16 protein-coding genes are annotated in these 19,447 nt (G+C 68.3%); 4 read left to right on the plus strand and 12 right to left on the minus strand.

The features are described from left to right. Positions 1–67 precede the first annotated feature (67 nt). Complete coding sequence (gene serB / locus AMK22_RS24575) at positions 68–1,324, plus strand: phosphoserine phosphatase SerB (RefSeq protein ID WP_073788361.1); 1,257 nt, start codon at positions 68–70, stop codon at positions 1,322–1,324. Positions 1,325–1,456: 132 nt separating this feature from the next. Here serB and AMK22_RS24580 read toward each other — a convergent pair whose 3' ends face one another. From AMK22_RS24580 to AMK22_RS24590, 4 genes are all read right to left on the minus strand, one after another. Then, positions 1,457–1,975, minus strand: a complete 519-nt coding sequence (locus tag AMK22_RS24580; protein ID WP_073788362.1) for a SixA phosphatase family protein — start codon at positions 1,973–1,975, stop codon at positions 1,457–1,459. A gap of 74 nt (positions 1,976–2,049) precedes the next feature. Further along, entirely contained in the window at positions 2,050–2,256 is a 207-nt protein-coding gene (locus AMK22_RS24585) for a hypothetical protein (protein ID WP_073788364.1), read from the minus strand. Positions 2,257–2,410: 154 nt separating this feature from the next. Further along, complete coding sequence (locus AMK22_RS41850; RefSeq protein ID WP_274535436.1) at positions 2,411–2,524, minus strand: SGM_5486 family transporter-associated protein; 114 nt, start codon at positions 2,522–2,524, stop codon at positions 2,411–2,413. Positions 2,525–2,550: 26 nt separating this feature from the next. Next, positions 2,551–3,852, minus strand: coding sequence for a CynX/NimT family MFS transporter (locus AMK22_RS24590; protein ID WP_073788365.1), 1,302 nt, complete (start codon positions 3,850–3,852; stop codon positions 2,551–2,553). 151 nt (positions 3,853–4,003) lie between these two features. Between AMK22_RS24590 and AMK22_RS24595 the strand changes: the two genes are divergently transcribed. After that, entirely contained in the window at positions 4,004–4,678 is a 675-nt protein-coding gene (locus AMK22_RS24595; RefSeq protein ID WP_073788367.1) for a FadR/GntR family transcriptional regulator, read from the plus strand. A gap of 203 nt (positions 4,679–4,881) precedes the next feature. Here AMK22_RS24595 and fabI read toward each other — a convergent pair whose 3' ends face one another. From fabI to AMK22_RS24625, 5 genes are all read right to left on the minus strand, one after another. Then, positions 4,882–5,649, minus strand: a complete 768-nt coding sequence (gene fabI / locus AMK22_RS24600) for an enoyl-ACP reductase FabI (protein WP_073788368.1) — start codon at positions 5,647–5,649, stop codon at positions 4,882–4,884. 5 nt (positions 5,650–5,654) lie between these two features. Next, positions 5,655–6,374: a 3-oxoacyl-[acyl-carrier-protein] reductase gene (gene fabG / locus AMK22_RS24605; protein WP_073788370.1), complete on the minus strand. Its 720-nt coding sequence runs from the start codon at positions 6,372–6,374 to the stop codon at positions 5,655–5,657. A gap of 273 nt (positions 6,375–6,647) precedes the next feature. Next, positions 6,648–8,804: an AIPR family protein gene (locus tag AMK22_RS24610; protein ID WP_073788372.1), complete on the minus strand. Its 2,157-nt coding sequence runs from the start codon at positions 8,802–8,804 to the stop codon at positions 6,648–6,650. Between the two features lie 54 nt (positions 8,805–8,858). Beyond that, positions 8,859–10,364: an HsdM family class I SAM-dependent methyltransferase gene (locus tag AMK22_RS24615; protein ID WP_073788374.1), complete on the minus strand. Its 1,506-nt coding sequence runs from the start codon at positions 10,362–10,364 to the stop codon at positions 8,859–8,861. A 484-nt stretch (positions 10,365–10,848) separates the two neighbouring features. Continuing rightward, entirely contained in the window at positions 10,849–11,319 is a 471-nt protein-coding gene (locus AMK22_RS24625) for an ATP-binding protein (RefSeq protein ID WP_073788376.1), read from the minus strand. Positions 11,320–11,472: 153 nt separating this feature from the next. On the opposite strand from AMK22_RS24625, the gene AMK22_RS24630 reads away from it, so the two are divergent. Together AMK22_RS24630 and AMK22_RS24635 are read left to right on the plus strand one after the other, a co-directional pair. Then, a complete protein-coding gene (locus tag AMK22_RS24630; RefSeq protein WP_073788378.1) occupies positions 11,473–12,342 on the plus strand; it encodes a helix-turn-helix domain-containing protein in 870 nt (289 codons plus the stop codon). Beyond that, on the plus strand, positions 12,339–12,560 hold the full coding sequence (locus tag AMK22_RS24635) for a DUF397 domain-containing protein (protein ID WP_073788380.1): 222 nt from the start codon (positions 12,339–12,341) through the stop codon (positions 12,558–12,560). Before AMK22_RS24630 ends, AMK22_RS24635 begins: the two co-directional genes overlap by 4 nt. Before the next feature lie 66 nt (positions 12,561–12,626). On the opposite strand, the gene AMK22_RS24640 is transcribed toward AMK22_RS24635, so the two are convergent. From AMK22_RS24640 to AMK22_RS24650, 3 genes are read right to left on the minus strand one after another with little or no spacing between them, the layout of a single operon-like run. Continuing rightward, positions 12,627–14,243: a class I SAM-dependent DNA methyltransferase gene (locus tag AMK22_RS24640; protein WP_079186390.1), complete on the minus strand. Its 1,617-nt coding sequence runs from the start codon at positions 14,241–14,243 to the stop codon at positions 12,627–12,629. 8 nt (positions 14,244–14,251) lie between these two features. After that, positions 14,252–15,739 (minus strand): restriction endonuclease subunit S, encoded by a 1,488-nt coding sequence (locus AMK22_RS24645; RefSeq protein WP_073788383.1) that lies wholly within the window; start codon positions 15,737–15,739, stop codon positions 14,252–14,254. Continuing rightward, positions 15,736–19,419: a DEAD/DEAH box helicase family protein gene (locus AMK22_RS24650; RefSeq protein WP_107430630.1), complete on the minus strand. Its 3,684-nt coding sequence runs from the start codon at positions 19,417–19,419 to the stop codon at positions 15,736–15,738. The genes AMK22_RS24645 and AMK22_RS24650 overlap by 4 nt, the downstream gene beginning before the upstream one ends. Positions 19,420–19,447 lie beyond the last annotated feature (28 nt).

A 19,447-nucleotide genomic window follows, 5' to 3' on the forward strand; every position in this document is an offset into this window, starting at 1 on the left:
GACCGCTGTCCCGGTCCTCGGGACGGGCCAACGGGGCGAGGAGGCGGACAGATACGGTGGAAGCACCATGAGCGCATCGCAGCCATCTCAGTCCTCGCCGTCTCCCGTGCCCGGGGAATCCCGCCGGGGCGCCGACACCCCCACCCTTCTCGTGAAGATCTTCGGGAAGGACCGCCCCGGGATCACCGCCGGGCTCTTCGACACTCTCGCGGCCTATTCGGTCGATGTCGTCGACATCGAGCAGGTCGTCACCCGCGGGCGCATCGTCCTGTGCGCGCTGATCACGACGCCGGACGCGGCCGGCACCACCGAGGGCGATCTGCGGGCGACCGTGCACAGCTGGGCGGAGTCGCTGAAGCTCCAGGCCGAGATCATCTCCGGCACGGGCGACAACCGTCCGCGCGGCTTCGGGCGCTCCCACGTGACGGTGCTCGGGCACCCGCTTACCGCGCAGTCGACCGCCGCCATAGCGGCCAGGATCACCTCGACGGGCGGCAACATCGACCGGATCTTCCGGCTCGCCAAGTACCCGGTGACGGCCGTCGAGTTCGCGGTCTCCGGCACGGGCACCGAGGAGCTGCGGACGGCCCTGGCGACACAGTCCGCCGAGATCGGTGTCGATGTCGCGGTGGTGTCAGCCGGGCTGAGCCGCAGGGCGCAGCGGCTGGTCGTCATGGACGTCGACTCGACGCTCATCCAGGACGAGGTCATCGAGTTGTTCGCCGCCCACGCGGGCTGCGAGGACAAGGTCGCCGAGGTGACCGGGCGGGCGATGCGCGGCGAGCTCGACTTCGAGCAGTCGCTGCACGCGCGGGTGGCCCTGCTGGCGGGCCTCGACGCGTCGGTGGTGGACAAGGTGCGGGCCGAGGTGCGGCTGACGCCGGGCGCCCGGACCCTGATCCGTACGCTGAAGCGGCTCGGTTACCAGGTGGGTGTGGTGTCGGGCGGCTTCACGCAGGTCACCGACGATCTGAAGGAACGGCTCGGACTCGACTTCGCCTCCGCCAACACGCTGGAGGTGATCGACGGCAAGCTCACCGGGCGGGTCGTCGGGGACATAGTCGACCGGGCCGGCAAGGCCCGTCTGCTGCGTAGTTTCGCCGAGCAGGCCGGGGTGCCGCTGGCGCAGACCGTCGCGATCGGTGACGGTGCCAACGACCTGGACATGCTGAACACGGCGGGGCTCGGGGTGGCCTTCAACGCCAAGCCGGTGGTCCGCGAGGCCGCCCATACCGCGGTGAACGTGCCGTTCCTGGACACCGTGCTGTATCTGCTCGGCATCACCCGCGAGGAGGTCGAGGCCGCCGACGGCCTGGTGGACTGACGCGTCCGTCGCGTCCATCGCCCCGGATGTCCCCGACGACGGGAAGGGCCCCGGTACGGAAGCGGTGAGCTTCCGTACCGGGGCCCTTCCCATGAGGCGGCCCGGACGCACGATGGTGGGCCGGACGGCGGGTCAGTCGTTGGGGGTCCAGTACTCGACGAGCCTGCCCACGCCGTGCTCCACGCCCTTCCAGGAACCGGAGAACGCGACGACGGCGAACGCGGCCGTCGGGAAACCGCCGCGGTGCATCCTCGCCAGGGCGTCTCCCTCGGCCGATGCCGAGAGGGCGTCGGCGACCGCGTGCATTCCGGGGTTGTGGCCGATGAGCAGAAGATCGCGCACATCGTCGGGTGTCTCGTTGATCAGGGCGATCAGCTCGCCGGGAGACGCCTCGTACAACCGCTCCTCGTACACGGTCCGCGGGCGTCGCGGCATCTCGTGCACCGCGAGCTTCCACGTCTCGCGCGTCCTGGCGGCGGTGGAGCAGAGGGCCAGATCGAGGTTGATCCCGGAGTCGACGAGTTTGCGGCCCGCGACGGGGGCATCCCTGCGGCCGCGTTCCGCGAGCGGCCGCTCGTGGTCGGAGTCCTGCGACCATTCCGCCTTCGCGTGCCTGAGAAGGACGATCCTGCGAGGTGTATCGACGCTCATACACCTCAGCTTCGCATGAAACGTGCCGCCCGGCGCAGGGGGTTGAAGGGCTCCTGCGCGGACCGCGGGCGACGTCAGCCGGTGAACAGGGCGAGGGCTCGCGCGAGCAGCCGGCCGACCGCGGGGTCGGCCGGCGCCGCGTGGGCGTCACCGGATCCCACGATCATCAGCAGGAGCGCGGCGAACGCGACCGCGGGCAGCGCGACGGCCCACCACGGCAGCCGCACGTCGACTCCGCCCGTGGGCGCGGCCGTGGGCCGGGTAGGTGCGGGAGCCGACATGTCCGCCTCCGTGGATCGCTGGTTCCGACACCCACGAACCTACGGACGCCGGGGCACCGGTCCCATCCGGCGATCCACCCACTTCACCCTGAGCCCAGCCCCCTAGGGGATGGTGGGGCAGGCCCCACCATCCCCAGGGGCTGCCCCGGACCGGTCAGGAGGGGGACGCGATCGAGGCGATCACCCCGATGATCACCGTGACAAGGAGCATCGCCCCGAGCACGAGGAGGAGCTTCTTCTGACCGTTCTGGGGATTGGGGTCGAGCACAGGAGACATGGGGTCAGTCTCGCACCTCAGCACTCGTCCTCTATCGTCCGGTCCCGCCCGGCCAGGAACCCGGCCGCCATCTGCGGCACCATCAGGCCCGCCATCAGCGCGAGCGGCAGTCCCCAGCCGCCGCTGTGCTGGTACAGGACGCCGATGAGCAACGGGCCGGGGATCGAGATGAGATAGCCGACGGACTGCGCGAACGCGGAGAGACGGACCACTCCGGCCCCGCTGCGCGACCGCATCCCGATCATGGTCAGGGCGAGCGGGAAGGCGCAGTTCGAGATGCCGAGGAGCAGCGCCCAGACCCAGGCCCCGCCGGCCGGTGCGAGGTGGAGGCCCGCGTATCCGGCGAGGCCGCAACTGCCGAGGAAGAGGACGATGGGGCCCTGGTTCCTCATCCGGGAGGCGACCCTGGGGATGACGAAGGCCAGCGGCACGCCGAGCGCCATGGTGAGGGCGAGCAGCACTCCGGCGGTGCCGGCCGAGACCCCCGCGTCGCGGAAGATCTGCGGCATCCATCCCATGGTGATGTACGCGGCCGTTGCCTGGAGGCCGAAGAAGCAGGCGAGGGCCCAGGCGGTGCGGCTGCGGGTGATCCTGAGTTCCGGGGTGTCCCGGTGCTGGACGGCGGACCGTCCCGCAGCGCCGCCGCGGTCCCTCAGCAGCGGGATCCAGGGCAGGACCGCGACAGCGGCCAGAACGGCCCAGACTCCGAGGCCCGTCCGCCAGTTTCCGCCCAGCGCGCTGGTCATGGGCACGGTCACCGCGGCGGCCAGCGAGGTGCCGAGGGCCAGCGCCATCGAGTAGAGCCCGGTCATGGAGCCGACGCGGTCCGGGAACCAGCGCTTGACGATCACCGGCATCAGGACGTTGCTGACGGCTATGCCCATGAGGGCGAGCGCGCTGGCGGCGAGGAAGCCGGCCGTGCCGCCGACCAGGGGCCGGATCGCCAGACCGGCGGTGATGGCGACCATGCCGGCGCAGACGACGGCCGCAGGCCCGAAGCGACGGGCCAGGCGCGGGGCCGTGATGCCGAAGACCGCGAAGCAGAGCGGCGGCACCGAGGTGAGGACACCGGCGACGCTGCCGCTCATGTGCAGGCCGTCCCGCACCTCTTCGAGGAGGGAGCCGAGGCTGGTGATGGCGGGGCGGAGGTTGAGCGCGGTGAGGACGAGCCCGACGGCGACCAGCGGAAGCAGCCGGTTGGCGGCCGGTGCGGTCCGCGAGGTGCGGGGGGTCGGGGTTCCGGTCGGGACGTCCGGGGCGTCGGCGGGGCTCAGGGTCCGGGTTCGGGTTCGGTTCTGCGGCTGGGGCTCGTCGGGCATGAGCTCATCATAGAATCATGGGATGATTACTTGTCCAATGCTCTGAGAACAGCGGGGAACGGCCGGGAACATCCGGGATGCCCCGCGCGACACGTGTCCCGTACGCCCCGCAGGCCCCCCGATCGACCGAGCGACCCGAGCAAGGAGCACCATGGCGCTGACGTCCCCCCGGCGTTCGGCACTCGCCGACCAGGTGATTGCCCAGTTGAGGAATCAGATCACCTCGGGCGAGTGGCCCGTGGGTTCGCGCATTCCCACCGAGCCCGAACTGGTGGAGCAATTGAGGGTGGCGCGCAACACGGTCCGCGAGGCCGTGCGCGCGCTCGCGCACAACGGCCTGCTCGACATCCGGCAGGGCTCGGGCACCTATGTGGTCGCCACCAGCGAACTGGCAGGGGTGATGCACCGCCGTTTCGCCGACGCCGATCCGCAGCACATCGCCGAGCTGCGTTCCACCCTGGAGTCGTCCGCGGCCCGGCTGGCCGCCGCCCGGCGCACCGAGCGGGACCTGAAGCAGCTGGACATGCTCATGGAGCGCCGCGAGGAGACCTGGGCCGACGGCGACGCCGAGGCGTTCGTCGAGGCGGACGCGACGCTGCATCTGGCCGTCGTCGCGGCCTCGCACAACGACGTGCTGACCGGCCTGTACGCCGATCTGGGCAGTCTGCTGCGGGACCGCCTCAGGAGCAATGTCGGCCGGGAGCTGCGGCCGGAGAACCACATGGACCACGGCCGTCTGGTCGAGGCGATCCGGGCGGGGGACGCCGAGACGGCGGCGGCCGAGGCCGCGAGCCACGCGCTGAGCTGCCTGGTGGACCGGGTCTGAGGGAACCCGGCGAACCCGCGGCATCCGTGCGGGCCGACGCCCTCCGCGGCGGATCACCTGAGCGGATGTTCCGGGGCCGCCGGCGCGTGGTGGGTGACCCGGGCCGGCGCGAGCGGACCGGGACCGGCCCGGCACGCGCGACGGCCGCGTACCGCCTGTTCGCAGGTGGTGCGCGGCCGTCGCGTTTCAGGGCCCGTACGGGGTCAGGCGCCCATCATGTGCACGCCGCCGTCGACGTGGATGATCTCGCCCGTCGTCTTCGGGAAGAAGTCCGAGAGCAGCGCGACGATGCCGCGGCCGGCCGGCTCCGCGTCCGCCATGTCCCAGGTCAGCGGGGAGCGGGTGTCCCACACCTTGGCGAGGTCGGAGAAGCCCGGGATGGACTTCGCGGCCATGGAGCCGAGCGGTCCGGCCGAGACCAGGTTGCAGCGGATGTTGTCCTTGCCCAGGTCGCGGGCGAGGTAGCGGGAGGTGGCCTCCAGCGCGGCCTTGGCCGGGCCCATCCAGTCGTACTGCGGCCAGGCGAACTGCGCGTCGAAGGTGAGGCCGACGATCGAGCCGCCCTCGTTCATCAGCGGCTTGCAGGCCATGGCGAGCGACTTCAGCGAGAACGCCGAGACGTGCATCGCGGTGGCGACGGACTCGAACGGAGTGTTCAGGAAGTTGCCGCCGAGCGCGTCCTGCGGCGCGAAGCCGATGGAGTGGACGACGCCGTCGAGCGAACCGAGTTCGTCACGGACCAGGCCCGCGAGCCGGTCCAGGTGCTCGGTGTTGGTCACGTCCAGCTCGATGACCTTGGCCGGCTTCGGCAGCTTCTTGGCGATGCGCTCGGTCAGCGTGGGCCGGGGGAAGGCGGTCAGGATGACTTCGGCGCCCTGTTCCTGGGCCACCTTGGCGGCGTGGAACGCGATGGAGGACTCCATCAGCACGCCAGTGACGAGGATGCGCTTGCCGTCGAGAATTCCGCTCATGGTGATCAGTGACCCATGCCCAATCCGCCGTCAACGGGGATGACGGCTCCAGTGATGTACGAAGCGTCGTCGGAGGCGAGGAAGCGCACCGCGGCGGCGATCTCCTCGGGCTGCGCGTAGCGGCCGAGCGGCACCTGGGACACGATGCCCTTGCGCTGCTCCTCGCTGAGCACCTGGGTCATGTCGGTGTCGACGAAGCCGGGTGCGACGACGTTGAAGGTGATGTTCCGCGAGCCGAGTTCACGGGCCAGCGACCGGGCGAAGCCGACCAGACCCGCCTTGGAGGCCGCGTAGTTCGCCTGCCCCGCCGAGCCGAGCAGCCCGACGACGGAGGAGATGAGGACGACGCGGCCCTTCTTGGCCCGCAGCATGCCGCGGTTGGCGCGCTTGACGACCCGGAACGTGCCGGTGAGGTTGGTGTCGAGCACGGACGTGAAGTCGTCCTCGGACATCCGCATCAGCAACTGGTCCTTGGTGATACCGGCGTTGGCGACCAGTACCTCGACGGGACCGTGCTTCTCCTCGATCTCCTTGTAGGCCTGCTCCACCTGTTCGGCGTCCGTGATGTCGCAACGGACCGCGAGGCAACCCGCCTCGGTGAGTTCCTGGGGAGGCTCGCCGGAGCGGAAGGTGATCGCGACCTTGTCGCCGTTGGCGGCGAAAGCGCGGGCGATGGCGAGGCCGATGCCCCGGTTTCCTCCGGTGACGAGAACCGAGCGGCTCAACGGATCACCCTTTCGATAGCGGTCTGGTACCTCTGCAAACTATCGGTCCGGGCGACCGTACGGAGAATCGGGGCCTGACAGCGCCGTACGGCCCCCGCTGTCGGGTCCCTACAGAAGGAAGCCTCCATGGCCCCGCTCCAGAGGAAGGCGTCTCACGCGCCCCCGTGACTACGTTGGGTCATCCAGGTGACCAGTGTGGACGTATCCATGAGATCAACGGTCGTCCTCTTCATGCTCGGCCGGCAGGCGCGCCACGGGGGCGGCCCCTTGCTGTCACTGGGCGTCCTTCCCCTCCTCCATACCGTCGAGGAGCCGCCGCGCGAGGACGGCGAGCGTCTCTCCGTCCTGGGTGGCCCAGCGGGCGGTGCCCTGGTTGGAGACGGGGCGTCCTTCCCATTCGGCCAGTTCCCACATGCGTGCGATGAGACCGCTGGGCGAGTACGCGAGGCCGTCGGCGGCCCAGACAATCGGACGCGCCCGGTTGGTGTTGGTCCACTTCGCCAGTGCCCGGCGCGGGTTCGCGGCGAGCCACTCGGTCAGCGCGTCCTTCTCCGGCTGGAGGTACAGCGCCAGGTGAAGGGGGGCGCCTTCGTCCAGAGCGCCGCTGTCGACGATCACATGCACGGCATTGGGCCTGCGTCGCTTGCGTGGCTTGTTCTCCTGTCGCAGATACTTCGCGGCGGCGTCTCCGGCCCCGCCCCCTTCGAGGGACTCCAGGACCGCAGTCACGAGCTCGGCGGCCTGCCCAGGGTCGGCGCACACGCGCTGGACACTCGTCCGGGTGCCCACCTCGTCGTCCAGAACCTGCACGAGCACCGGAACGACATGCTTGACGAGGTCGGGTACCTGCGCCACGGCCGCACCGGCCCATGCCAGCGACTGGTCCGGCTCCCCCATGCCAGCGTCCTGGGCGAGCAACTGCCGGAACACCAGGTGGGTGATGAGGAACGTGCCGTCGTCGATGACGGCAGCCGCGCGCCCCGCGTACTGTTCGCGTTCCGTGCGCAGAGCCGTACGCACCGCCCGCAGGACGTTCACCGCGTTCCAGGTCTCGTACACGCTGGGCACTGAACGGAAGAGGGGGTCGTAGATGCCGCTGCCGCCCCGCTCCCACAGCACGTCCGTAGAGCCGGACGCGACGAGCCGGGCCGCGAACCGGCTGCCAGTGTGGGCGCAGGCGAGCGCACACGCGGCTTCCACGACGGAGCAACCCTCGTCGTCCTGCGGTTCGAGTTCGCTGCGGCGCACGCTGTAGACGAGGCCGAGTTCGGCGCGGAACTCGGCGATCAGTTCCGCCTGGACAGGGTCGAGGGCGATCCGGTCCCGTTCGGTGATGTGGTTCTGCCGGTTGGTGGCCTGGGTGGTGCGGTTGGCGAAATCGGCGTCGCCGCCGGTGACAATGAAGCGGACGGTGACCTGGGCGAGTTCGGCTTCCTCGGCCTGCTGGGCGGCGTCGATGACGGAGCGTACGGTCTGTGCGCCGTTCACCACGCTGGCGCCGTGGGCGGTGAGTCGGACGGGGTGACGCTCCGGGAACTTCTGCGACACGGGCACCGCGTCCACGGAGTCGCACAGGACCGTGACGCCGTTGTTGAAGTACCAGAAGTGGGACGGCTCGTCGGTGAGGGTGTCCACCAGTTCCTTGTTGATGGGGGTCAGTCCCAGCGGGTTGCGGATGTTGCGAGCGAACAGCTCATTGCCGTGCTTGGCCCAGCTCGCGATCTCCTCCGCCTGCACGATCCCCTCGTAGGAGAGGTAGGGTGAGGGCACGCTGAACCAGGGGCGCAGCGTCACTTCCAGGGTGACGGGTTCGCTTCGCTGATCTTCGCGGACCAGCGCGTGTATCTCCGGAGCGTGCAGGAACCGGTGGTCGACGTAGTCGCCGTGGGAGTTGAACTCCTTCTCACCGTTCTTGATGGCCTGTCGTACGCCCGGTGCGGGCTGTTCGGTTCCCATGAGGACGATCACCTGTGTGATCCGGGTCGCCTTCTCGCCGATCAGCTCGTGTGCCCGCTTGGCGAGGATCTGGCCGCGCGGGTTGAACTGGGCGGCCTCTCCGGAGTCGATGAGGGTCAGTCCCGCGAAGAGCTTCTGGACCGCGGTCTCGTCCGGCCTGGCCTTCCCGTTCGGGCTCCACTTGGCCTGCACGAGATAGATGTGTGCGGCTGCCTCGTCGATGGCGATGGCGTCGATCCCCTGGTCCTGGCCGCCGTCGATGACGCAGTCGGCCGCCTGCTCGGGGGTCCATCCCGTCATGACCCGCACGGCGTGCGCCGCCAGGGCGCGGGAGCGGAAGGCGGGCTTGGTCTGCTCCGGCGGACGATTGCCGAAGTCACTCATGTCGATGAGGCCGGCGTACGTCTCGTCGAAGGCACGCTCGGTCTGACGGACCTGGGTAGGGGCGTCGGGCTGCTGAGGTGTGGCGTTCACGGTCTTCCTGTCCGGCCGGCTGCGAGCGGTGAAGGGGGGAGGGTACGGCGGGTCTCAGCCGAGGGAGTCCAGGACCAGTTCGAAGCTCCGCTGCGCGTCGCCGAGGTGGTCCACGATCGAGCGGGCGATGTCGCGCGGATCACCGAAGTCGTCCGGTGCGTCGGCGAGATCGGCCCTCAGGTCGAGGCTGGCACCGGGACTGTCCAGTATCTTCCGCACGGCGTCACGGTCGTAGCGCTTGAAGCGGGGCGATTCGGTACGGCCGGAGAATCCTTCCTCCCCGGGCCGGTACGCCTCCAGGAACTCCGCGAAGTCGTCCTCGGTGAGCGGGTTCTCGGTGTCCGTGTGGTGGAGGTCGCGGGCGTCGTACACCCACAGCTCATCGGTGTTCGGCTCGCCGGTCGGATGCCGCACCGCCTTGGTGAAGAAAAGCACGTTCGACTTGGAACCGGTGTCGTGGAACATGCCCGTCGGCAGGCGCAGCAGCGTGTGTACGGTGCAGTTCTTCAGCAGCTCCCTGCGGATGGTGGCCGCCGCACCGCGGTGGAACAGCACACCGTCGGGGACGAAGACGGCCGCTCTGGCGCCCCGGGGCAGGGTGATGGCCAGGTGCTGGAGGAAGTTGGCCGGAAGCGTGGCGTTCTGCGCCCAGAAGTCGTCCCGCTGCTCGGTATTCGTCTCGACGCTCTTGAACGGCGGATTGCAGATGGCGACGGTGGCGGCCACGTCCCGCTCGTGCCGACGCACCAGCCGCTCCTTCACCTTGAGCGAGTCGGCCCGCAGAATCGGCGGGACGTCATGGAACTGGCGCCCGGTGTTGAGGAGCACGTTCATCGTCGCCAGGCGGCACATCTCTACGTCGATGTCGGCACCGGCGATGGCGGAGGCGTCGACGCGGTCTCCGTGCGCGGCCATTTCGCGGTGCGCGGCTATGAGGCTGGTGCCGGCCCCGACGGCGGCATCGATCACCCGGTCGTGCGGGGTGAGGGCGAGCGCCTTGGCTATGACCTTCAGCAGGTACGGCGGGGTGAGGAACTGGCCCGTCTCCCGCTTGGCCCGGATGTCGTCGCGGCAGTCGGCGATCATCAGGGAAAAGGCCGCGCCGAGTTCGTCCCGGTTCACGTCCGACCAGCGGTACGGGTCGAAGTCCTCGATGATCAGCCGTCCGAGTTCCGCCATCCTGTCCACGGGCCAGGGGCGGGAGTCCTGGAAGAGGACACTGGCGATGGCGCGACGGGGGTCCTGCGGGTTCGGCCTGCCGAGGTCCGCCATCAGCCGGGTGAGGGCACCGTGCAGATCCTCACCGCTGGCGAGTACGAGGTGCGGCCAGCTGTCCGCCGGGGCGATCGACTGACTCGCGAACATCCCTGACCGCTGGGCGCGTTCGTGGTCGAGCTTGAGGAAGAGCAGATACGCGATGTGCTCGGTGAACTCCAGCCGGGTCAGTGCCTTGGCGCTGGTCTTCTGCTCGAAGAAGCGCTGCCAGCGCTCGAAGATCTCCTTCGCCGTCCAGTGCTTCTCCGGCCCTCTCGTCCCGACACCGTCGCGCTCCGCTGCCATACCCCACCCGTTCTCGTACGTCCCGGTCCGAGCGGATACGCCGGCGGGCCGTCCCCCCTGCCTGGGCAGGCGCCGACCTCGGAGACGAAGGCTCCGAGAGCACATCAGACCGGCCGATCGGGTCGCAGGCGATCAACTCCCTTCCATCGTAGGCACAAGTTCACGCTGGTACGACGAGATAGGTCACAGGATTGTCCAGTCGTACGCCGCCGAGCACGGGCAACGCCGCCCGGCACGGGCGGCGATGTGTCAGATCTTCTCGACCCGCACGGGGTGTCCCACGAGGAGTTGAGTCATGTCGTCGGTGCCGGGCGTGAACACGGTCGCCTCAGCTCCCGCTCGGCTTCCTGTCCTGCGAGAGCCGCCAGAGCGGCGCCGATGGCGTACTTGTGACCATGCAGAGCCGCCACCTTGAGCATGTCGCGTGCCATGGTGACCGCAGGTGGGCACATCGGCGATCGCCAAGCCGGGACAGCGTCACCCGTCAGAGCCCGGACTCCCTCTCGGCGGGAATCCGGCAGCGCACCTGCTTCCCCACCGGCGTGCCCGCGACCCGCCACCCGGGCGCGAGCAGGTCGATCAGGGGCAGCCCCCGCCCCGACTCCGCCTCGGGATCGTCCAGCCGTACACCGCCGAGCACGGGCATCGCCGCCTGGTAGGGGTCGTGCAGCCTGACCCGGACACCTCGCTCCGCTCCGCCACCGCACCCTTGCGGCGGCTCCACGGCCACCTCGGCGACGAGCGGCACGAAGTCACCACAGGCGCGGACCGCGTTCCCGAACAGCTCGGACATCACCAACTGCACGGCGTGTGCCTGCCCTTCAGCCACCCCGGAGTCGGCGAGCGTCTTGCCGATCAGGGCGCGGGTGGCGCGGAGATGGTCGGGCGTGGCGGAGAGATGGAGGACGAACCCGGTGGGGGTGGAGGTGTGGTACCAGCCGAGGGAGTGGGGCATAGAGGCTCCTACGTCGAGGGTGAACTCTGCTCGCTCTGCGCTGGCTTGAGAGTGCCCGCCCTCCGTGATCACTTGCAAGTTTGTCACCCGAAATGATGGATCGAACTTCCATTCCCCTGGACGGTCGCTGTTTTTCGGTGGAAGGCTCGGCTCATGCCAAACGTGCGCCCTGTACCTACCGTTCGACGTCGACGACTTGGCGAGGCACTGCGCCGGTACCGCAACGCGACCGGCATGAGTCTTGATACGGCATCCGCCGAGCTTGGCTGGCTGGGGCCGAAGTTGTCGCGGATCGAGACCGCCAACGGCCACATCCGCCCAACCGAGGTCGCCCCGCTACTCAAGGTCTACGGCGTGACCGAACCCGACGTCGTGAGCGCGCTGGAAGGACTCGCCAAGGACGCCCGAAAGCAAGGCTGGTGGCAGACGTACAGCGGGGTGGTGGCTCCCGCGTACGCGGACTACATCTCCCTGGAATCGGACGCGGAGAGCTTGCGCATCTGGAGCCCCCTACTGGTTCCTGGGCTGCTCCAGACCGCCGGATACGCACGCGAGACGGTGAGCGCCAATGCCACCACGCGCACACCGGAAGAGGTCACCGCACTGTCAGAGGTACGCATGGCTCGACAGGCTGTGCTCACCCGCCCCGACGGCCCATTGAAGTTCTGGGCGGTTCTCCACGAAGCGGTCCTGCATCAACGCTTCGCGGTACGGCCCGACACCATGCGTGATCAGCTACGACGCCTTTTGGACGTCGCTGAACTGCCCAATGTCACCCTGCAGATCATGCCCCTGGCCGCGACTCCGCACCCCGGCGGTGCCGGCGGCTTCAACCTGGTCGGCTTTCCCGGGCCGATGCCGGACGTCGTTCTCTTGGAAAACCTCATCGGCGCGACTTACGTTGAGGGCGTCGACGAAGTGCAGGTCTTCGCCGACGCCTTCGAGCGCATCGTCGCGGCAGCACTCCCGGTGGATGACTCGATGGCCCTCATCACACGGATGGAAGAGGAAAGCCGCAGGTGAAGGAGTCAAAGGCCGAGCTGTACGCAGAGGATCTCTCTGCCGCGAAGTGGCGCAAGGCATCCGCGAGCGCAGGCGAGAACGACTGCGTCGAGGTCGCCGAACTGCCGCACGGCGCACGGGCCGTACGGGACTCGAAGAACCCGGATCGGGAACCGCTGCGCTTCACCGCGTCGGAGTGGGCCGCGTTCCGGGCCGGTGTCGTGGCGGGCGAGCTGTGAGCTCGTAGAGGAGGATGCGGCGACGGGCCGGTGGTTCTCGGAGAACCACCGGCCCGTCGTCCTTGTCTACTTTTCGTCGGCCGACGGCGGTGCGTCCTTCTTCAGGGTCCGGACCACGGCCGTGAACTCAGCCAGTGCCACTTCGAGTTCGTCGACGATCTCCTGCGCGATCACGTCCGGTGACTCGTACCTCGTGCTCGCGGCGGTGTCGGACTTGAGCACCGCAAGATCCAGGTTGACCTTGTCCCGGCCGATCAGCTCGTCGTAGTCGTACGGGCGGAACCGGTCGCTCGGGGTGCGCTGGGTGAAGTGCCTGCCGCCGGAGTGGTAGGCGGCGACGAAGTCGTCGAGATGCTGCCGGCCCAGCTGGCGCTGCTTGAGCGTGAAGCGCTGATCCGTACGGAAGTCGTAGACCCAGAGCTTGCGGGTGCCGGGGCGGCCTCCGGTGCGCTGGCCCGTCTTGTCGAAGAACAGGACGTTGGCCTTGACGCCGTTGGCGTAGAAGATGCCGGTGGGCAGGCGCAGGAGGGTGTGGACGTCGCAGAGGTTGAGCAGGTTTCTGCGGATGCTCTCGCCAGCACCACCCTCGAAGAGGACGTTGTCGGGGAGGACAAGGGCGGCTCGGCCGTTGGTCTTCAGCAGGTTGTAGATGTGCTGGACGAAGTTGAGCTGCTTGTTGGTCGTCTGCGCCCAGAAGTCGGTGCGGGCGGTGTACGACTCACCGGTCACCGAGCCGACGCCGAAGGGCGGGTTGGCGAGCACGATGTCGTAGTGCCGCTTCGGGGGGCGGGCCAGGGAATCCTGGATGGTGATGAGCGGCTTGGCCTCGGAGCTTCCGATGCCGTGCAGCAGCATGTTCATCAGGGCGAGCCGGCCGGTCTCGCGGACGAGTTCGTAACCGGTGATCGCGCCGGTCTGGAGGGCCCGGCCCTGGTCGCCGTAGAGCTCGTTCTCGTAGTTCTGGACAAGGTGGGCGTGTGCCGCGATGAGAAAGCCGCCGGTGCCGCAGGCCGGGTCGGTGATGGTCTCGCCGGGCTTCGGCCGCACGCAGTCGACCATGGCGTCGATGAGTGGGCGGGGCGTGAAGTACTGACCCGCGCCGGTCTTGCGGTCCTCTGCACCGCGCTGGAGAAGACCTTCGTAGGCATCGCCCTTGAGGTCCTGGTTCTCGGTGGTCCAGGTGTAGGGATTGATCAGATCCTTGATCAGACGTTCGAGGACCGCCGGTTCCTGGATCTTGTTCTGCGCCTTGGTAAAGACCTCGCCGAGCATGGTGCCGCCACGCTGACCGAGGTCCTTGAGGATGAACTCGTAGTGGTCGAGCAGCGCTTCGGCGGACCGGGTCATCAGGCTCTTCCAGTCCCGGCCCTCGGGTACGAGAGGCTTCTCGGGGACGTTGCGCCGGAAGATGGCCGGACGGTTGGCGCGCTCGTCGGCCATCTTCAGGAAGAGGAGGTACGTGAGCTGCTCGACGTAGTCGAGGGTGGAGACGCCAGAGTGGCGGAGTAGTTCGCAGTACGACCAGAGGCGGTTGACGAGGGTGGAGGTCGAGACCGGGGTGGCGGGAGTGGCCTTGACTTTAGCTTCGGTCGCCTGGGGGGCGGTGCCCGCACCGGCCGCCGACGGCGAGGCCACCGCGTCGGCGGGGCTCTCGGGGATCGGCTTCTCGGTGCTGCTGCTCATGATCGTGCTCACAGGGGAAGTGCTTCCTGGGTGCCAGAGGGAACCGGCCGGCCGGAGGTCTGGGGAGCGGCCGGGGGTGTCGTACGGGGCACGCGCTTACGCCTGGCTGGCTTGGCGCAGACGGCCCGCTTGGCGCGGATCCGGTCGAGGAGGACGGGGGCGGGCTCGTCGTCGGGGTCCTGGGGGACCAGGGTGCCGGTGAAGGCGGCGTGGAGGAGCGCGTTACGAAGCCGTGCAGCTTCACGAGTCTGTTTATCCAACTGCCCTTTCAGCGGGCTCACCCGACTCATGGTATCCGCAATGGCAGTCGCCACGCCTTTCTGCTCCGCACCTTTAAGAGGAATAGGAATTCGAGCAGAGCGAACAGTTGCCTGCGAGATGTTCCGCATCGAGTCGCTGGTTCCTGTCGCTGCCGCAGAATACTGGGAACGCACTGGTCGCGACGAGAGAACTTCGATGAGCCAATTCCTGTCAATCCCGGCTTTTGGCACCAATCGCAGACTCTTGTCACTGAGCATCAGCTTGGCACGAGTAGCGCCGACCAAGACTGGGGCACCAACGTAGTCAACGGTATTCGCGCGACTCATGAGAATATCGCCACTATGGATCTCATAGTCAGGATTCGGTTCACGCTCGAGAGGCAATGCCTTGTTTTCGTCCGCCCTGAATTCACCCCAAGTCATGGCGCTGACCTTGATGACACCCCACTCATCATAACGAGCTGACCTCGGAAGGCAAGTGAAAGATTTCCCAGCCTCGATTCTTTCGAGGACGTCCCCTACAACACCCCACCTCCACCCTTCGGGTAGCGAATCCCCATCTGCTTGCCAGACACCCCGAGAACGCACAGCCTGGATAAGATCTTCAAACTTCTTGGCAGCCAGGCACAAAGCCGCCTCCCCCGTCCCAACATGCACCAGCTGATCCTCCAACTTGGCGACGATGCGGTGCTGTTCAGTGAGAGGCGGTACCGGGATCTCCAACTCGGCCAGGTAGGGGCGCGGTACACGTCGCTGGCCCACGGCACCGGTCATGTGTCGCTCCGCCGTCCGGCGGACGTGCCGTTGCAGCAGAAAATGCATCAAGTATTCGGGGAGAACAGCTCCACGGCTCCGCAACACATGGAACTCAGTGCTTCCCATTGCCCGTCCGCCGGTCAGCCCTTGCGCCTTCGCGATCTTCCCATTCTCCATGCAGGGCGTAATTTTCGCGAAAAGTACGTCGTTTTCCTGGAACCTGGTCAGCGACCTATTCTTGACGTCGCCGTACCGCACCTGCGTCGATGCGTCTATGCGCCCCGTCGCCGCCTCAACAGCAGCCATAGGCACCTGGGAAATCAGTTCGTCGTCACCGGGCTCCTCGTCGAAGCCCCGGGGATTCACATCGCACAACTCGCCAATCGTCGCCCGCACCCACCCCGCAGGAAGCCCCTCCGTGACATCCCCCTCGAAATCCGAACCCCCCGGCTCCGGCCCCGTACCCGAGTCGGTTGTCACGCGCTCAGCTCCCTGTCCAGTTCAGTGATGATTTGTTCCGCCCGCGTCCCCCCGAATTCGGCGATGAAACCGTCCGTGCCGTTGTGCGAGGTGAAAGGGGCGTAATCGAGGTCAGCGGTGTCGAAGCGTACACGTTTGGCGGTCGCCTCGGCGATGCGGTCGAGCCACCAGCGTTGCCGTTCCGTGAACCGGGTGCCCATCTGCTCCTGGCTGACGATCCATGTCTGATAGCGCCCACGCACGACCTCCTCATGCGGGCGCGGAGCCGGTGCGCCCCGCTCGGCGCCGCCCGCGAGTTCGTAGCGGAGCAGGGCCAGAAGGTCAGGGGCCGTGTGTGTGCGGCGAGCCCCGTCGGTCGCCGCCTCGCCCAGCTTCTCGTACGCCTGCCAGAGCTTGTCCGGGGTCCAGGCGCGCGGTGGGCGGGCGATGCTGCGGGCCACGTCGTTGAGCCTGTTCATGGCGACGCTCGGCGGCACGTCGGAGCCGGCGCTGAACGCGATGGACATGGCCGCGATCTCGTCTCGGTTGTCAGCGATGTACTGGCGCCAGTCACGGACCGTCCGCGCCGCCGTGTCCTCGTCATCGGCGACCGCGCCCGCACGGAGCAGTTCGTCCACGCCGTTCTCGTCGTAGAGGATGTCCTTCGCGCGCCGCATCTCCAGCAGTCGGGCGCGCAGCGGTGGCTGGGCGGCGAGCGGCTGCACAGCACGCTCGATGAGGTCACGTACCGCGCGCGCGGGATCGCGGCCCGCGCGCTCGGCGGCCTCCCGAACTTCGAGCTGCCGGTCCGCCGAAACGGCGTCGACCATCTCGTGAACGATCTTCGCCAGTTCCATTCCGCCGCTCAGGCGCTGGATCTCGGCTCGCTCCTCGTCCGTCATTTGAATATCGAGTTTGGCGAGTCGGGCCGCGAGGGTGGAGACCTCTTCCTCCTCGATGGTGTTCGCGGCAGTTTTACGAAGCAGCTTTTCCAGACTGATCTGTTTGTCGGTGTGTCGTTCCAGCGGCGCCGCGTCGACTTTCGGCTTCTTTGTCACGCCGACCGCGTCGACGATCACGAAGCGAGTTTTGGGCCCGACACCGGGGGTGACCTTCTCAAAATCCGTGAGGGAGAGCGTGCGGGCGCCACGGCCCTTCATCTGCTCGAAGTACGCCCAGCTCTTGACGTCCCTGAGGAACAGCAGACACTCGAGGGGCTTGACGTCCGTCCCGGTGGCGATCATGTCGACCGTGACCGCGATGCGCAGGTCGGGAAGGTTACGGAAGGCCACGAGGCGCTCAGCGGCGTTGCGGGCCGCGCTGGTGATCTTCGCGCAGAAGTCGTTGCCCTTGCCGAAGACGTCCCGGATGACCTCGACGATCTCCTCGGCGTGGTTGTCGTTCTTGGCGAAGACCAGCGTCTTGGGCACATACATCTCGTCCCACAGCAGAGCACCCGTGTCCGGATGACGTCTGGCCCGCTCGGGGAAGATCTCCGTGAACAGCCGGTCGCGAAAGGTCTGGACGACCGTACGCAACTGGTCCTTGCTGATGACTCCGACACCTACCTGGCGCGCGCCGTACTCGATGTCCTCGTCGATGTCCTCGTAGCGCTGGCGGCGCGTGCGGCGGTCACGGACCGGGATGGTGCCCTGCGCGATGACTCCGCCCTCGGCGGTTATCCGTGTCTCGATCTCGTACACGGAGAAGTCGACGTTGACGCGATCGGCCACGGCCTCCGGGTACGAGTACTCGCTGACCAGGTTGGCGTTGAAGTAACCGAAGGTCTGGGCGACGGGGGTGGCGGTGAGGCCGACGATGGGGGCGTCGAAGTACTCGAGGACGGAGCGCCACTTGCCGTAGATGGAGCGGTGGCACTCGTCGACGACGATCAGGTCGAAGGCTTCCGGGGGGATGTTCGCGTTGTAGCCGACCTCGATGCCGCCCGGCACCTCGACGTCGTAGCCGGTCTCCCCCTCCCCTCGTTCGGTCCCCGGCAGGGTCGCACCGGTGAGTTCCATATAGAGGCGCTGGACGGTGGAGATGACGACCTTGGAGGAGGCGAACATGCCCTCCGCGCCGAGGCGCTGGACGTTGTAGAGGTCGGCGAACTTGCGGTCGGTGTCCGGGGTCCTGAAGTTCTCGAACTCCGCGAAGGCCTGTACACCGAGGTTGTTGCGGTCGACAAGGAATAGCACGCGCTCGGCGCGGGCGTGCTTGAGGATCCGGTACGAGAACGTGACGGCCGTGAACGTCTTGCCGGCGCCGGTGGCCATCTGCACGAGGGCACGGGACTGTCCCATCCCCTGCTGGCCCTTGCCGAAGGCCAGCGAGTTCTCCACGCCGCGTACCGCCGCGATCTGCGCCGGCCTCAGGGGGCGTTCGTCGAGTTCGGGCATGCGCCGTCGCAGTCTGGCCCGGTAGCTGGGGGCCTGCTCGTCCTCCTCGGCCTGGCGGACCCAGCGGGCCAGTGTGCGCGGCTGGTGGAAGGAGAAGATGCGGCGGGTGCGGGAGTGCGGGTCGAGGACGGACCGGAAGCGGGTCTCGCCGCCGTCGCTGACGTAGCGGAACGGGAGCGGGGTGCGCCAGGCGGTGAGGCGCTGCTGGGCGTCGGTGGGATGGTCGGCGTAGCGGTCGGCCTGGGCCTCCGCGGCGGACAGGTCGGCGCCCTCGCGCTTGGCCTCGATGACGCCGACGAGCTTGCGGTCGACGTAGAGGGCATAGTCGGCGCGGCCCCGGGCGGTGGTGACCTCGCGGACAGCCACGCCGTTGCCCCGCCAGTCGCCCTGGACGTGGAGGTTGAGGTCGGCGCGACCGTCCTGGACGTCCCAGCCCGCCGCCGTGAGCATGGCGTCGAGCCGCTTGCGGACCTGCACTTCGGTGAGGGGTTCGCGGGATGCCTGCTCGGCGTTGTCGAGGAGACGCGCGCGCTCGGCGACGGCGGCCGATGCGGCGGCGGTGTCGGTGGCGCCTGCGTGTCGGCGGCTGAGCTGTGCGGCCTCGGCGGCGGCCTGGAACTCCTCTACCTGGTGCTGCATGGCCGCAACCGCGCGGGCCAGTTCCTCGCGCTCGGCCTGGGCCTGGGCCAGCTCGCGCTCGACGGCACTGCGGGCGGCCTGCTCTGCCTGGGCCTGGGATGCCTGGTCGTGGTAGCTGAGGCGGGCCTCCTCCAGCTCCCTGCGGGCCCGGGCGACGTCCTGGAGCAGGCGCTCGTTCTCGGTGGCCGGGGTGTGGTCGGGGCTGGGCGGCACGAACGGCAGCTGCTCGCGCGAGCCGGTGAGCAGCCGGTGGTACCAGGCTCCGAGACGGAAGCAGGTACGCAGGGCGCGGAAGGCATCGTCGGCGCTGTCGAGCCCCGAGTGGTTCGCCTCGTTACCGAGGGTACGCACCTCGTGGAAGGCGGAGCCCACGTCGCCGTGGAGGTAGCCCTCCCGGTCCAGGGCTCGCAGCCGGTCGAACTGGGTGGTTCCCTCCACACGGACCCGGGCCCGGCTGATCAGGTCGGCCGCCATAGCCTCCGCGAACTGGCGGCACTTGATCAGGGAGGTGTTCGGGTCGGTGAAGACATGGCTCTCGGCGGCGGTTCCGTAGGCGACGAGCAGCGGAAGGTGCGGCAGCAGGAACCCGAAGTTGCGAGACTTCCCGGCCAGGCGTACGAGTCGGGGGTCTGGCGCCTGAGACGCCCCGTCTGCGCTGCTCATGAGTTGGTACCGCCTTCCGAGAGTAAGA

Origin of the sequence: Streptomyces sp. CB01580, from assembly GCF_001905795.1 — a bacterium.
Taxonomy (GTDB): domain Bacteria; phylum Actinomycetota; class Actinomycetes; order Streptomycetales; family Streptomycetaceae; genus Streptomyces.